This window comes from Burkholderia sp. D-99 (assembly GCF_011605345.1).
Taxonomy (GTDB): Bacteria; Pseudomonadota; Gammaproteobacteria; order Burkholderiales; family Burkholderiaceae; genus Burkholderia.
The window spans coordinates 250,195-265,135 of sequence record NZ_JAAOXM010000001.1; the positions used below are offsets into that span (position 1 = coordinate 250,195).

Sequence of the window (14,941 nt, forward strand, 5' to 3'; positions counted from 1 at the left end):
TGGCTCAGGCCGCTTCGGCGGAAGTGGAGGCGGAAGCGGCAGCGGCCGGCGCGGCGGCGGGCCGCGCGGCCGTGTCATGTTGCGGCGCGCGATACGCGTGGTAATCGGCGATCGAGAAGTGCGCGGTCGCCTGGCGGAAGCGCCACGTGAAGCCCGGCCACAGCGTCGTGTTCTTGCCCGTGCGCGGATCGAGGTACCAGCTCTTGCAGCCGCCGGTCGACCAGATCGCCTTCTTGAGCCGGCCCTGCAGGTCGCTGTTGAACTGCGCCTCGACGAGCGGGCGCACCTCGATCGCATCCGCGCGCTCGCGGTGCATCGCCTTCAGCGCACCGAGGATGTACTCGATCTGCGACTCGATCATGAACACCATCGAGTTGTGGCCGAGGCCCGTGTTCGGGCCGACGATCATGAAGAAGTTCGGGTAGCCGGGCAGCGTCGAGCCGAGATACGCATGCGCGCCGTCGCGCCATGCGTCGACGATGTCGAGCCCGCCGCGGCCGACGATCGCGCCGCGCGGGAACGGATCGGCCACCTGGAAGCCGGTGCCGTAGATCAGGCAGTCGACTTCATGGCGCTTGCCGTCGGTCGTCACGACCGCGTCGGCTTCGATGTGGTCGATGCCGGTCGTGATCACGTCGACGTTCTTGCGCGACAGCGCCGGATAGTAGTCGTTCGAGATCAGCACGCGCTTGCAGCCGAGCGTGTAGTCCGGCGTGACGGTCTTGCGCAGCTCCGGATCGGGAATCTGCTTGCGGATGTGGCGCAGCGCGAGCTTCTGCACGTTCTTCATCAGCGACGGATGAATCGCGAAGCCGAGCACGCGCGATTCGAGCATCCAGTAGATGCCGCTGCGCACCGCCTTCTGCGTGAACGGCAGCGTGCGGAACAGCCACTTCTCGAGCCCGGTCAGGTTGCGGTCGGGCTTCGGCATGATCCACGGCGGCGTGCGCTGGAACAGCGCGAGTTCCTTCACGCGCGGTGCAATCTGCGGCACGAACTGGATGGCGCTCGCGCCTGTGCCGATCACCGCGACGCGCTTGCCTTCGAGCGCATAGTCATGATCCCAGTGCTGCGAATGGAACGCACGGCCCTTGAAGGTCTCGACGCCGGGAATCGACGGCAGCGCGGCGCGCGACAGGCCGCCCATCCCGGACACCAGCACGCGTGCCGACAGCCGCTTGCCGTTCGCGAACGTGAGGCGCCAGCGTTGCGCGGCCTCGTCGTACTCGGCGCGTTGCAGCTCGTGGTTCAGGCGCAGGTGCGGGCCGACGCCGAAGCGCTGCACGCAGTCTTCCAGATAGGCGCGGATCTCCGGCTGCGGCGCGAACATGCGCGTCCAGCGCGGGTTCGGCGCGAACGAGAACGAATAGACGTGCGATTGCACGTCGCATGCACACCCGGGGTAATGATTGTCGCGCCACGTGCCGCCGACCGACGCGGCCTTCTCGAGGACGACGAAGTCGGTCACGCCTGTTTGCCGCAGGCGGATCGCCATGCCGATGCCGGCGAAGCCGGTGCCGATGATGGCGATGTCGATGGTTTCGTCCTGGCCGTCGTGGCCGGGTGGACCGAAAGGCAACGTGCGAGCATTCATCCGGGTGTCTCCGATTTGGCTCATTTTCGAATGTTACATTGTTTGATGTAACGATAGTGGGTGAACCCGGAAACCGCAAGAGGCTAGAAGCGGCGCTCTAAGGGCCGGAAACCAGACGGGAAAAGGCTGAGCGGGGTTTGGAACGGGCCGGTTTCCGTATTGCGGGATGCGCGGAAAAGGCCGTCGACAGGGCGAGAGAGGGCGCAGACGAGACCGCCGGCGCGCGGCGGTCTGTTTGAAACAGTATCAGGGACGGATCGTTCGGGCGGCCGTCTCATGGAAAACCCCGGCCACGATCGTGACCTGTGCGAGCGCGTAGAGGCCCCAGATCAGGTAGTCGATACCCGGAAAGCCGCCGAGGAACCGGCCGACGCCGATCAGCGTGTCGGAGCCGACGAAGATCAGGCTGCCGATGGCCACCAGCGGGCCACGCGTGCGGGCGGCGAGCGCGAAGCTCGCCATCACGCACAGCACGAGCATGTAGACGGCGACGGGTGCCAGCAGCTCGCCGAGGTGCGGGAAGAACGCTATGTAGAAAGCAGGGGCGGCGATCCACAGCCCGACGAGCGCGACGATGCGCCAGCCGTGCGGCCGTGCGCGCCAGCGCATGAAGATCGCGCAATAGCACAGGTGCGTAAGCAGGAACGCGCCGAGGCCCAGCACGAACGACAGCGGCCAGTCGGGCAGCGCGAGCAGCACGTCGCCGAGCACGGCCGTCACGAGCGCCGCGCACAGCCACGCGCGTTCGCGCGGCGCGCCGCAGGTGCTGCCCGCCGCGAGCAGCAGGATCCCCATCGCGGCTTTCGCGGCGGCCTGGCCGGGATAGGGCGCGGCGGCGAGCGAGAGCCCGTACAGCAGCGCGGCGGCGACGGCGAGCGGCCAGAGCCGGCGGTAGGTGGCGGGAAGCGTGGCGATCAAGGCGGGTGTCTCCGGTTTGTTGTTGTCTGCGGTGGACGGCGCACGGTCGTGGGCGCGGCTGTCGGCCATTATCCGGAAGAAAGGACGTGGGAAAACCGCCGAATCCTTCTAGGACGCGGCCAACGATGGTACGCGCAGGCGATTGCGCTGCGACTGCGACGAGCCGGCGCCGTCGGGCGCACTCCGTCGCCCGGTTTCTTCGATGCGTTGCCCCGGCTGAACCGGGGCAACGACATCAATTCGGCTTGTTATGATCGCCGCGGTATTGCCGTTGCCGTTGCCATTGCCGTTGCCGTTGCCGTTGTCGTTGCAGTTGCAGTTGTCGTTGTCCCGCTCGGCCGCGCGACAGGATGCGCAAGCCGATGCGTGCCCGATGAATCCATGCCGTGCTTCCTTGCGCTGACGCAGCGCGAGGTAAGGCCGGCCCCCACGAAAAAATGGTCCGACCATGACCGAACTTCTCCACGGCGACGGCGCGATCCGTCGCACGACGCCGTACGGCTCCTCGATCGAAAACACCTATGCGGGCGTGCTGTCTTTCATGCGCCGCAACTATTCGCGCGCGCTCGACGGCGTCGACGTCGCGATCTCCGGCGTGCCGCTCGACCTTGCAACGACCTATCGCTCCGGCGCGCGGCTCGGCCCGGCCGCGATTCGCGCGGCGAGCGTGCAGCTCGCGGAGCTTCATCCGTATCCGTGGGGTTTCAACCCGTTCGACGATCTCGCGGCCGTCGACTACGGCGATTGCTGGTTCGACGCGCACAACCCGCTGTCGATCAAGCCCGCGATCGTCGAGCATGCGCGCACGATCCTGCGCTCGGGCGCGAAGATGCTGACACTCGGCGGCGATCACTACATCACGTATCCGCTGCTGGTCGCGCACGCGGAGCGCTACGGCAAGCCGCTGTCGCTGATTCATTTCGACGCGCACTGCGATACGTGGGCCGACGACGATCCGGACAGCCTCAATCACGGGACGATGTTCTACAAGGCGGTGAAGGAAGGGCTGATCGACCCGGCGACGTCGGTACAGGTCGGCATCCGCACGTGGAACGACGACTTTCTCGGGATCGAGCGGCTCGATGCCGCGTGGGTGCACGACCACGGTCCGCGCGCGGCGGTCGAGCGGATCGTCGAGATCGTCGGTGCGCGGCCCGCTTACCTGACGTTCGACATCGACTGCCTCGATCCGGCGTTTGCGCCCGGCACGGGGACGCCGGTCGCGGGCGGGTTGTCGTCCGCGCAGGCGCTGGCGATCGTGCGCGGGCTCGGGGCGGTGAATCTGGTCGGCGCGGATGTGGTCGAGGTTGCACCGGCTTACGATCACGCGGATATCACCGCGATCGCCGCGGCGCATGTCGCTTGCGATTTGCTGTGCCTGTGGCGGCAGAAGAAGGTGGCGGGGGCCCTGAAGTAAACGGGTGCGCGTGGTCATGCAATGCAAAAGGCCGGCGGGTAATTTGTCCGCCGGCCTTTTTTCATGCGTTTTGCGTGGCTTCCCGCGGTGCCTGTAAAAGAGCGACTCGCGGAATACCGTGATTGGCGCTCTCCGACCGAGGCTGTGTGGAAACGCAAAACCAGCCGGTTTCGGGGGGCCGCCTCACCCCTCCCAGGTTGCTACCAAGCCAATACAGTGCGATCTGAAGGGCCGAATTTTCGAATGGAGCATTCGGCCAGCGTTTTCACACAGCCTCGACCCGTAGCAGTCTTGCGCGAAGCCGGAACAGGGGCGCCCGTTTGCGCACCCGTGCGGCCGCCGGCAGAAAACACCCGGGATCTTGCGCAAAGGCGCGGCGCCCCCCTCGGTGGCTAGCCGAATTTGACGAGATTCAGCACCGGCAACGGGCCGCCCGGGATTTGCACGAGGCGCCCTCCGTCTTCGAGCAAACCCAGGTCGATGCCGAAGAAGCCGAGCCGCCCGATCAGTCCGCCCACAACCGATTTCGCGTGCTCGTCGTCTCCCGCGAAGAACAGCACGCGGTGTCCGCCCTCGGCCTGTGGATCGTCGGAAAGGAGGTGCGCCGGCAGATGATTGAACGCCTTCACGACGCGTGCGCCCGGCACGAGGTCCGCGAATACCGCGCTCGACGTTCGGCCATGCAATTCGGCGGGTTCGAACCGCGGCGCCTCGATCGGGTTGTTCGCGTCGATCACGATGCGTCCGCCGAAATCCGGCAACCCGGAGAGGGCGGACGGCAGCTTCGCCCAGTTCACCGCGACGAGGACGATGTCCTGCGCGGCCGCTTGCTCCCGGGTTCCCGGCGTGATTGACGGGCCGAGTTCGCGTGCGAGATCCGCGAGCGAATCCGGGCCCCGGCTGTTCGCGATGATGGCTTCGATGCCTTTGCCCGCCAGCGCTTTCGCGAACGCGGACCCGATGGCGCCTGCTCCGATGATACCGATGGTGTTCATGACGATGCTCCTGGTGAAAGTGGATGAATCAGGTGATAACGCCGATGCCTGTGTCGACGAGGGGAGGAACAGCTGACGTTCGCTCTCCAAGATCAGGTGAGCGAATGTTGCCGCCGTTATTGCTTGACGATTAGTGGGTAATTGTTTGAATTATTTTCAAGCAATGCTTTAAGATTCACGCATGGAAACGCTCGCCAACCTCGAATCGTTCGTGCGCAGCGCCGAAACGGGCAGCTTCTCCGCGGCCGCGCGGCGTCTTGCGCTGACACCCGCAGCGGTCAGTCGCAACGTTGCGCTGCTGGAACGCAATCTCGGCGTGCGGCTGTTCCAGCGCTCGACGCGCAAGCTCACGCTGACCGAGGCGGGTGCGCGTTTTCTCGTGGAAATCGGCGGCAATCTGGATGCGCTGCAGGCCGCGATCGCGTCCGTCTCGACCGATCGCAGCGAGCCGGCTGGCGCGCTGAAAGTCAGCATGGCGCCGACGTTCGGCATGACGTACGTGATGCCGCTGCTGCCGGCGTTTCTCGCTCGCTATCCGATGGTTCGCCCGGATTGGTACTTCGAGAACCGGCAGGTCGACCTGATTGCGGAGGGATACGACGCGGCGCTCGGTGGCGGATTCGATCTCGCACCGGGCGTCGTGTCTCGCCCGCTGGCGCCTGCGCATCTCGTGGCGGTCGCGTCTCCGGCCTACATGGCTGGCCGCCCACCGCCAACCGATCCTGGAGATTTGGCGGCGCTCGGCGGCATCGTGATGCGTTCGAGCCGCACCGGCCGCGTGCGTCACCGGACGATGCGCGGCCCGGCAGGCGTTGAAATGCCAGCGCTGCTCGGCGAGACCATCGTGGTCAACGACCCGGCGGCAATGCGTGAAGCGGCAATGCTTGGGCTGGGCGTCGCGCTGCTGTCCGTGTCGGACGTACTGTCGTCAATCGAACGGGGGGAACTCGTTCGATTGCTGCCGCGCTGGTACGTGGACGCCGGCGCGATTTCGATCTATTACGCGACGCGAACGCTGCTGCCGGCGAAAACACGCGTGTTTGTCGACTTCGTTGTCGAAGCATTCGACCGGGAGCGGCTGGCCGAAAGGTTTGCGGGAGGTGCCGCATGAGTCGAATGCCGGCAAGTCGATGCGCCTCGACTGCTGCAACGTGATGGCCGGGAACGGTTGCTCGTGGCCGAACGTCGACGGTTCGGCCCGCGCTTCGCGAACATTTCAGACGAACCAAAAAAGGCCGACGGGCAGGGTGCCCGTCGGCCTTTCTCGAATGAGTGCGCACTGCGCTGCGTCGCGCGTTACTTCGCCGCCAACGCCGTCGCCACCCGCTTGTCGCTCCAGGCATTATCAGCAACGCTCAGCTTCTGCGGAATCAGCTTAGCCCCATAAAACGCATCGGCAACGCCCTGCTGAACCGCGACGATCTTCTCGTCGACTGGCACCGCGCCGAACGGCACGCGCTTGATCCACGTCTCGACGAGCGCAAGCGGCAGCCCGACTTTCGGCGCGATCAGCGCGGCGGTTTCGGCCGAATGCCCGTTGACCCACAGTCCCGTCTCCCGCGCCTGTTTCAGGATCGCGCCGACCACGTCGCCATGCTGCTCCGCGAAGTCCCGTGTCGCCTCGTAGAAGTTGTTCGCCGGCGTGAGGCCCGTGTAGTCGGACAACGTGCGGATCTTCAGCGAATGCTGCGCGGCCGCGTAATACGGATCCCAGACGGCCCACGCGTCGACATTGCCGCTTTCGAACGCGGCGCGCGCGTCGGCGGGCGGCAGGTACACGGGGCGGATTTCGTCGTAGCGCACGCCGGCCTTCTTCAGCGCCACCAGCAGCAGGTAGTTCGCGCTCGAGCCTTTCTGCAGCGCGACCTTCTTGCCGCGCAGTTCGGCGAGCGAGCGGATCGGCGAATCGGCCTTCACGAATACGGCTTCGTTGTGCGGCGACGGCGGTTCCGCGCCGACGTACACGAAGCGCACGCCCGCTGCCTGCGCGAACACCGGCGGCGGTGCGCCCGTATAGCCGAAGTCGATGCTGTTCGCGTTCAGCGCTTCGAGCAGTTGCGGGCCGGCCGGGAATTCGAACCACTGGACGTTGTAGCCAAGCGGCTTGAGCCGTGCTTCGAGCGAGCCTTGCGCCTTGATGATCGACAGCAGGCCGGCCTTTTGATAGCCGATGCGCACGACCTTACCGGTGTCGCCCTGCGCGAAGGCCGACGTGGCGGACAGCGTGACGAGCGCAACGAGCGCGACGGCGGCGGTGCGGGTGATCCAGCGGGTGAAACCAATCATCGAACGGACTCCATGCGAAACGTCTTCGGGCGAGCGGCGGTGCCGCTCGGTTGGAAGAATCGTCGCATGAGCGATCGCACCCGCAAACGAAGCATTGCCGATAAGAATATGACGGCGGCGGCCCTATGCTTTGTCGCCGTCGTCTTGCGTATCGGGCGTACCGGACTGGCGCGCCGCTTCGTCGCTGAGCTTCTTGTCGAGGATCGTCGCGACGCGGCCGCCGAGATACGCGCTCGCCGCGGTTTCCAGCGCGCGGTTCGTCTCGCCTTCGACGAACACGGCCGCGAGCGGGCGCAGGCGCCAGATCGCGTCGACCAGTTCGGGCACGTCGGTGGCGGGCGGCAGCGTGCCGGCGTCGTAGCGGTCGAGCCGCTTCACGACGAGATCGACGAGCAGCCGCGCGATCGCGTCGAAGTGCGGCCGCGCGAGGCTGATCACGTCGAGCAGTTCGCGCGGCGGGATGCCTTCCTTCGTCATCGCGGCCGCCGCCTCGAGCAGCGCCGGGCTCTTCGCGACGAATGACAGGCCGCGCCGTTCGAGCAGCCCGAGCTCGGTCACGCGCGAAAGCTGCGTGGTGGCCTGCGGGCCGAACATCTGTGCGAGCGCGGCGAGCGAATAGGTCTTCGGCAGTTCATGCGACCAACGGCCGCCGATCGCGTTTTCGAGGCCGAGGATCGAGCGCAGGTCGTGGCCTTCGTCGATCGCCTTGATCAGGTCCTGGATGTTCGACAGCGTATAGCCGCGCGCGAGCAGGTGGTTGATCAGCTTCAGGCGCGCGACGTGCGTGTCGTCGTAGATGCCGACGCGCCCGCGCTTCTCGGGCGGCGCGAGCAAACCGCGATCCTGGTACGCGCGGACGTTGCGCACGGTCGTGTCGGACACGCGCGCCAGTTCGTCGACCGTGTACTCGTTGCGGGAATCCGCCGCGGCCTCGTCAGGGGTGGAATGAGTCTGTTTTGACATGCGGCCATTCTAGCGCGACGCGGCGGGCTCGGGCGAGGCGGGGAGCGTGTGTGCGCCGTCGCCGAGCGGGCGCTGCAGCAGTGCCGTGTCGATCCAGCGGCCGTGCTTGAAGCCGACCGCCTTCAGCGTGCCGGCCGGCTCGAAGCCGAACGCGCGATGCAGCGACGTCGAACCGCCCGTGCCGCCGTCGGCGATGACCGCGACCATCTGCCGCCACGGGCCGGCCTCGCAGCGCGCGATCAGCGCCGCGAGCAGTGCGCGGCCGATCCCGCGCCCGCGCTGCGCATCGTCGATGTAGATCGAATCCTCGATCGTGAAGCGGTATGCGCTGCGCGTGCGGTAAGGCGTCGCGTAGGCGTAGCCGGCCACGCGGCCGTCGCATTCGGCGACGAGATACGGCAGCCCGTGGCCCAGTACCGCGTCGCGGCGCGCGCGCAGCTCGGCGGCGTCGGGCGGTGTTTCCTCGAACGACGCGACGCCGTGGCGGACGTGGTGCGCATAGATTGCATGGATAGCGGCGAGATCGGCGTCGGTCGAATCACGGACGATGCAGGCGGCGGGCGTGGCTGGCGTGGTGGACATGGTGACGGGGCGGCAGGGCGGGGTGCGGGCAAACCATGACTATGCGGGCGATTGCGTGACGCGTAAAGCGGCGGCCGCGCGTCCGGCGCCGCGGCGTTCAGTTCGGCGCGCGCTTCTTTTGCGTGTCGCGCGGCAACTCGTCAAAGCGGGCGAAGTAGTAAGCGGAAAAGCGGCCGAGGTGCCCGAAGCCGAACGTCAGCGCCGTATCGGTGATGCTGGCCACCGGGTCGGTCAGCAACTGCACGCGCGCGGCGTCCAGCCGGATGTTGCGCAGCAGCTCCATCGGGGTCGCGCCGTGATAGCGGCGACACAGCACGTTCAGCGTCCGCAGGCTGACGCCGGCCGCGCGGGCGAGATCCTCGAGCGAGATCGGCGCGCAGAGCCGCGCGTGGATGAATTCGTGCAGCGCGTCCATCTGCCGGATGCCGCCGCGCGATCCGGCTTGCGCGGGTGCGCCGCGCGCTTGCAGCGCCGGGCCGGCATGCACAGCAGCGGGCGACGGCGGGCAATGCACGAGCAGGAACAGCGCAAGGCTTCGTTCGAAGTGGTCGCGCCATTCGGCCCGGATGCCGCCGTCGTCGGCAACGGCGAGCACGTTGAGCAGCGACTGCGCAATCAGATCCCATTGCGACGCAAGCGCCGTCGGCAACAGGAAGCCTGGCGCGAGGCCGGGCGCCGCGTCGTCGGGCGGGCGGCCGCGGACCGAGTGCATCAGCGAATCGGGCACCTTGACGATCAGTTGCCGGGTGCCGGATCGCCAGCGGAGGCGGACGCGCGACGTCGGCGCCAGCACGGCGGTGCGCCCTTCGGACACGCCCATCACGTGCCCGTCGCACTCGATTTCGGCGCCGCCCGCGAGGGACGTGTGGACCAGCGAAAAGCCGTCGAAGGGGCGCGGGGCGACCTCGACTTCGGCGCCGTACTGCAGCGCGTAGACGCTCAGGTGATTCAGTTGCCCCTTGAAAAGCGCTGCGTCGGGTACGCCCTGCTTCCAGCGCAGCGCATGCTCGGCCAGTTCCAGCGAGACCTGCTCGTGCGCATCCGCGCGCAGGCCGGATCGGAACACGCAATTCCGATACAGCGCGGACAGCACGTCCGCATTCGGGGTGAGGGGCATGGGGCGTCTCCTGCGTGGCGATTTTCGTGCAGCACATCAGCTGGCCGCGGATGCGCGTCGTGCCACATCGGTTTCTCTTGTGAGCGAGATATCCTGAAAGGATGATATTGATCTTTGTCAGGCTTGTCGAAAGTTTCGCAAGAATCGGATAGTCCCATCCTCGCCGGGGAAAAATCCGGATAGCGCGCGGCGTACGGCGTGCGGCACGAGAAAAACGGATCGAATTCGCGAGCCGCCTGCAAATTCCGGATAGTGGAAATCATTGTGGCTTCCTACACTGCGCCGGCAGCCGGAGAACCGCGGCGCATTCACGGTAATGATTCGTACAACTACTAAATTGATGGGTTGATCGATCGTATTAGTTCGAACTCGCGTCATGCGACGGCTACCGCCGGGCCCGAATCCCCTCTGGAAAAGGAAGGAAGCTCCATGCGTCAAATCAACCTGCAGGCGCTCTCGGACGATGCGCGGCTGGGCAAGCTGCACGGCGTCGTGCTGTTCTGGTGCGCGCTGATCATCGTGTTCGACGGTTACGACCTGGCCGTGGCCGGCATCGCGCTGCCGGCGATCATGAACGAGATGGGCGTCAACCCCGCGCAGGCCGGTTTCATGGTCAGCTCGGCCCTGTTCGGCATGATGTTCGGCAACATCGTGTTCGGGACCGTCGCCGAGCGGATCGGGCGCCGCTGGGCCATCGCGGCCTGCCTGACGCTGTTCAGCGTCTTTACCGCGGCGGCCGGGCTGGCGCCGACGCCCGCATTGTTCGGTGCGGCCCGCTTCGTTGCGGGCATCGGCATCGGCGGCGTGATGCCGAACGTGATCGCCCACATGACCGAGTACGCGCCGCGCCGCGTGCGCAGCACGCTGGTGACGCTGATGTTCAGCGGCTATTCGGTCGGCGGCATGCTGGCGGCCGTGATGGGCAGGGGGATGATCGAGGCGTACGGATGGCAGTCCGTGTTCGTTGCCGCGGGTGCGCCGGTGCTGCTCGTTCCGCTGCTCGTGAAATGGATGCCGGAATCGCTGCCGTTCCTGATCCGGCGCGGCAGGACCGACGACCTCGCGCGGATCGCACGCCGGCTCGATCCCGCATACCAGTATCAACCGGGCGACTGTTATGTCGTTCCGCGCGACGACAAGGCGGGCGGCGCGCCGGTCCGCCAGCTGTTCGACGACGGTCGTGGCTTCAGCACGGTCATGTTCTGGATCGCGTGCTTCATGTGCCTGTTCATGGTGTATGCGCTCAGCTCGTGGCTGACGAGGCTGATGGCGAGCGCCGGCTACAGCCTCGGCTCCGCGTTGACGTTCGTGCTGGTGCTGAATGCCGGCGCGATGGTCGGCGCAATCGGCGGCGGCTGGCTGGCCGATCGCTTTCCGATCAAGACGGTGCTCGTGTCGATGTATCTGCTCGCCGCGGTGTCGATCACGCTGCTCGGCTACAAGATGCCGACCGCGCTGCTGTTCGTGCTGGTCGGCCTCGCCGGCGCGTCGACGATCGGCACGCAGATCGTCAACTGCGCGTATGCGGGACAGTTCTACCCGATGGCGATCCGCTCGACCGGCATCGGCTGGACCTTGGGCGTGGGCCGCAGCGGCGCGATCCTGGCGCCGATCGTCATCGGTTTGCTGGTGGGTATCGATCTGCCGCTGGAGCAAAACTTCATGGCGATCGGATTGCCCGCGCTGGCGGCGGCCGTCGCGGTCGGCCTGATCGATCATCGGCGCTCGGCGTCGCATCACGGCCTTGCGGCTTCGGCCGGCGAACCGCAGGCGTCGCCCGCCCGGCAGTCCTGAATGGCACACCGGCGCGGCGCCGGCGCGCGGCCGCCGGTCTGTCGTGCGCGGCAACGCAGCGTCCTTCGTCTTTTGGGAGAAATTCAGTCATGCATATCGATTCGAGGGCAGTGAAGGCGATGATGAAGGGGAGCATGCCCGTGTGGGCGCTGGCGGCGGCATCGTCGATCGCGCATGCGCAAGGCGGCGTGACCCTGTACGGCATCGTCGATACCGGCATTTCGTACTACAACCATGCGGGGAGGGGCGGATCGGTGGTGGGCATGCCGCATCTGACCGGCGAATTGCCGTCGCGGTGGGGCGTGAAGGGAACCGAAGACCTGGGTGGCGGCAACCGGGCGTTTTTCGTGCTGGAGAACGGCTTCCAGCCAGGCACCGGTCGGCTCAATTACGGCGGGCGACTGTTCGGCCGACAGGCAAACGTGGGGCTGAGCAGCGATTACGGAACGCTCACGCTCGGCAGGCAAATGAACATGACGGCCTACGCGCTTGCCAACGCCGACGTGATCGGGCCGTCCATTCATTCGCCGAGCAGCTTCGACGCGTATCTGCCGAATGCGCGCAGCGACAACGCGATCGGCTACCTGGGGAAGTTCCGCGGGCTCACGATCGGCGGCACGTACAGCTTCGGCCGCGATGCTGCCGGGCCGGCCGGGCCTTCGGCCACCGGTTGCGCGGGGCAGGTGCCGGGCAATCCGCTCGCGTGCCGGCAATATACGGCCCTGGTCGCTTACGAAGCGACGCGCTTCGGCGTCGCGGTGTCCTACGACGTGAAGCGCGGTGGGGCGGGCGCATCGGCGCCGCTCGACAGCAGCGCCCATACGAGCACGCACAGCGTCGTCGACGGATACGCGGTGATGGGGCGCGCGAAGCTTGGCGCGGGATGGATCCGGAACAACGTTGCGGCGGCCGTCCATTTACAGACCGACATTTTCTTCGCGGGCGCTACGTATACGCTGACCCCGGCGGTGTCGTTCGACGCGCAAGGCTCGCGTTATCTGCAACGCGGGCCTGCGCACAACGCGAACGCGAACGCGACGCTGCTGGTCGGGCGCGCCAACCATCAGCTTTCCAAGCGGACGCGCGTCTACACGTCGGTCGGCTACATGCTGAACAGTGCCACGGCCGCCAAGGCGGTCGCCGCAGGCGGCACGGTCGACACGGGGCGGAACCAGCTGGGGATCATGGCCGGGCTGCAGCAGCGGTTCTGACAAGGCCGGGGCGTCAGAGCCGGCCGTCCGCCGCGCGAACCGCGTCGGCAATCGCATCCGCGACGCGCTGCACGCGCGGCGACCGGCGCACGTCCGGGTGGACGACGAGCCAGATTTCTCGCTCGATGTCGCAGCGGGGCGCGGCCGTCAGCTCGACGAGCGGCGCACCGGCGTGCGCGGCCGGATCGTCGACGAGAAACCTGGGCAGCAGCGCGACACCGGCGCCCGCCGCGCACGCGCGATGTTGCGCGGCCAGGTCGTTGGTGACGAACGCGAAACGGCGCCCGGCGGCGAAACGTTCGAGCCATTGTTGCTGCGGCGTTTGCGCGAGCGCGTCGTCGTAGCCGACGAACGCCCAGGTGTCGGGCGGCGCGTCGACCCATTCCGGCGCGGCGCATAGTGCGAAACGCATCGTGCCGAGCCGGCGCACGGCGAGCCCCGGTTCGCTCGGCCGCGACAGCCGCACCGCGAGATCGGCTTCGCGCGCGTACAGGTTCGCCGCATGCATCTCGCCCATCAGGTCGATCCGTAGCGCCGGCCACGCGCGCTGCGCGCGGGCGAGCCGTGGCGCGAGGAAATGGCTGGCGAACACCGGCGACGCCGATACGCGTACCACGCCGTCGAGTGCCGCGGCACCCTGGGCGGCGCGCGCGAACGCATGCGCGTCGGCTTCGAGGCGGCTCGCGTGCTCGGCGAGGTGCAGCCCTTCATCGGTCGGCGGCCAGCCGCGCGGCAGCCGGTCGAACAGCCGGATGCCGAGCGCGGACTCCAGCGCGTCGATGCGCCGCGCGACCGTCGAATGCTGAACCTGCAGCGCCCGCGCGGCGGCCGACAGGCTGCCGCCGCGCATCACCGCGAGAAAGTAGCGGACGTCGTCCCAGCTCATCGGCGGCGCGGACGCGGGTATGGGTTCTTGGTCGGGCGAATTTTGCACAGTAGATGGGCGATAACCGGGAATTCCGATCGATTATGCACGATGGGATGATCGTGTCACATCATTCGATTGTGAGGAACGTCATGACCCAAACCACCACCGCCATCCGGATCGGGATCGATCGCTACGGCGACGCCAGCGTGCTGCGCCGCGTCGATGCACCCGTCGCGCCGCTCGGTGCCGGCGAAGTGCGGATTCGCCAGACCGCGATCGGCGTGAATTTCGTCGACATCTATTTCAGGACGGGCGCGCATGCGTTGCCCGCGCTGCCGGACGCGCTCGGCGTCGAGGCTGCCGGCGTGATCGACGCGGTCGGGCCGGGCGTGACGGATCTCGTCCCTGGCCAACGCGTCGCGTATGCGGGCATGCCGACCGGCAGCTACGCAAGCCTGCGCACGATGCCGGCCGAGCGCGTGCTGCCGATCCCCGACGGCTTGAGCGATGACGCGGCGGCTGCCGGGCTGCTGAAAGGGATCACCGTCTACATGCTGCTGCATCGTGTCCGGCAGGTTGGGGCCGGCGACACGGTGCTCGTGCATGCGGCGGCAGGCGGCGTCGGGCTGCTGGCGACGCAGTGGGCGCGTGCGCTCGGCGCGCGCGTGATCGGCACGGTCGGGTCGGCCGCGAAGGCCGCGCTCGTGCGCACGCATGGGGCCGAGGCGGTCGTCGATTATCGCGAGGAGGATTTTGTCGCGGCGGCACGCGTGTTCGGCGGCGGCGCCGGTGTCGATTACGCGATCGACGGGATCGGCGGCGACGTGCTGATGCGTACGCTCGGTGCGATCCGCCCGTTCGGGATGGTCGCGAGTATCGGGCAGGTGGCCGCGATCGGTGCGCGGCAGACGTTCGATCTCGACGAACTGGGGCCGGCGCGGTCGATCGCGCTTGCGCGGCCGAGCGTGCTCGGCTTCATCGCGCGCGACGTTGACGGGTATCGGAAGGCTGCGCGTGCGACGCTCGACCGGCTGGCGAGCGGGATGCACGTGGAGATCGGCGCGCGGCTACCGCTCGAACAGGCGGCCGATGCGCACCGGCTGCTGGAGTCGCGCGCGACGACGGGCGGGGTCGTGCTGGTGCCGTAACGGCGGGTGGTTGCGCATCGCGATGCGGCCCGGTGGCTGCGTCGCGAT

14 protein-coding genes are annotated in these 14,941 nt (G+C 67.4%); 5 read left to right on the forward strand and 9 right to left on the reverse strand.

Going from position 1 to position 14,941, the window contains the following annotated elements; all coding sequences use genetic code 11:
• Positions 1-4: 4 nt before the first annotated feature.
• The 3 genes from HAV18_RS01110 to HAV18_RS01120 form a co-directional block, all read right to left on the reverse strand.
• A complete protein-coding gene (locus HAV18_RS01110; protein WP_166951560.1) occupies positions 5-1,594 on the reverse strand; it encodes an NAD(P)/FAD-dependent oxidoreductase in 1,590 nt (529 codons plus the stop codon).
• Between the two features lie 246 nt (positions 1,595-1,840).
• The gene (locus HAV18_RS01115) at positions 1,841-2,512 is read right to left on the reverse strand and encodes a lysoplasmalogenase (protein WP_166951563.1); all 672 of its coding nucleotides are present in this window, start codon (positions 2,510-2,512) and stop codon (positions 1,841-1,843) included.
• Between the two features lie 108 nt (positions 2,513-2,620).
• A complete protein-coding gene (locus HAV18_RS01120; protein ID WP_166950850.1) occupies positions 2,621-2,962 on the reverse strand; it encodes a hypothetical protein in 342 nt (113 codons plus the stop codon).
• Here HAV18_RS01120 and speB point away from each other — a divergent pair.
• On the forward strand, positions 2,961-3,929 hold the full coding sequence (gene speB / locus HAV18_RS01125; RefSeq protein ID WP_166951566.1) for an agmatinase: 969 nt from the start codon (positions 2,961-2,963) through the stop codon (positions 3,927-3,929). The two genes, HAV18_RS01120 and speB, sit on opposite strands and share 2 nt — an antisense overlap.
• Before the next feature lie 392 nt (positions 3,930-4,321).
• Here the strand turns inward: speB and HAV18_RS01130 are convergent, their stop codons facing one another.
• Positions 4,322-5,014: an NADPH-dependent F420 reductase gene (locus tag HAV18_RS01130; RefSeq protein WP_279573889.1), complete on the reverse strand. Its 693-nt coding sequence runs from the start codon at positions 5,012-5,014 to the stop codon at positions 4,322-4,324.
• 91 nt (positions 5,015-5,105) lie between these two features.
• On the opposite strand from HAV18_RS01130, the gene HAV18_RS01135 reads away from it, so the two are divergent.
• Complete coding sequence (locus tag HAV18_RS01135) at positions 5,106-6,035, forward strand: LysR family transcriptional regulator (RefSeq protein WP_166951569.1); 930 nt, start codon at positions 5,106-5,108, stop codon at positions 6,033-6,035.
• Between the two features lie 185 nt (positions 6,036-6,220).
• On the opposite strand, the gene HAV18_RS01140 is transcribed toward HAV18_RS01135, so the two are convergent.
• The 4 genes from HAV18_RS01140 to HAV18_RS01155 all read right to left on the reverse strand — a co-directional run bounded on the left by HAV18_RS01140 (position 6,221) and on the right by HAV18_RS01155 (position 9,872).
• Positions 6,221-7,210, reverse strand: a complete 990-nt coding sequence (locus tag HAV18_RS01140) for a sulfonate ABC transporter substrate-binding protein (protein WP_166951572.1) — start codon at positions 7,208-7,210, stop codon at positions 6,221-6,223.
• 123 nt (positions 7,211-7,333) lie between these two features.
• Positions 7,334-8,173, reverse strand: coding sequence for a MerR family transcriptional regulator (locus tag HAV18_RS01145; protein WP_166951575.1), 840 nt, complete (start codon positions 8,171-8,173; stop codon positions 7,334-7,336).
• 9 nt (positions 8,174-8,182) lie between these two features.
• A complete protein-coding gene (locus HAV18_RS01150; protein WP_166951578.1) occupies positions 8,183-8,755 on the reverse strand; it encodes a GNAT family N-acetyltransferase in 573 nt (190 codons plus the stop codon).
• Positions 8,756-8,852: 97 nt separating this feature from the next.
• Positions 8,853-9,872 (reverse strand): AraC family transcriptional regulator, encoded by a 1,020-nt coding sequence (locus HAV18_RS01155; RefSeq protein ID WP_166951581.1) that lies wholly within the window; start codon positions 9,870-9,872, stop codon positions 8,853-8,855.
• 429 nt (positions 9,873-10,301) lie between these two features.
• Here HAV18_RS01155 and HAV18_RS01160 point away from each other — a divergent pair, with 429 nt between their 5' ends.
• Both HAV18_RS01160 and HAV18_RS01165 read left to right on the forward strand, forming a co-directional pair.
• Positions 10,302-11,666 carry an MFS transporter gene (locus HAV18_RS01160; protein WP_166951584.1) on the forward strand — a complete coding sequence of 455 codons (1,365 nt, stop codon included), beginning with the start codon at positions 10,302-10,304 and terminating at the stop codon, positions 11,664-11,666.
• Positions 11,667-11,788: 122 nt separating this feature from the next.
• Positions 11,789-12,877, forward strand: coding sequence for a porin (locus tag HAV18_RS01165; RefSeq protein ID WP_166954062.1), 1,089 nt, complete (start codon positions 11,789-11,791; stop codon positions 12,875-12,877).
• A 13-nt stretch (positions 12,878-12,890) separates the two neighbouring features.
• Here the strand turns inward: HAV18_RS01165 and HAV18_RS01170 are convergent, their stop codons facing one another.
• Positions 12,891-13,763, reverse strand: coding sequence for a LysR family transcriptional regulator (locus tag HAV18_RS01170; RefSeq protein WP_166951587.1), 873 nt, complete (start codon positions 13,761-13,763; stop codon positions 12,891-12,893).
• Positions 13,764-13,894: 131 nt separating this feature from the next.
• Between HAV18_RS01170 and HAV18_RS01175 the strand changes: the two genes are divergently transcribed.
• Positions 13,895-14,893, forward strand: coding sequence for a quinone oxidoreductase (locus HAV18_RS01175; RefSeq protein ID WP_166951590.1), 999 nt, complete (start codon positions 13,895-13,897; stop codon positions 14,891-14,893).
• Positions 14,894-14,941 lie beyond the last annotated feature (48 nt).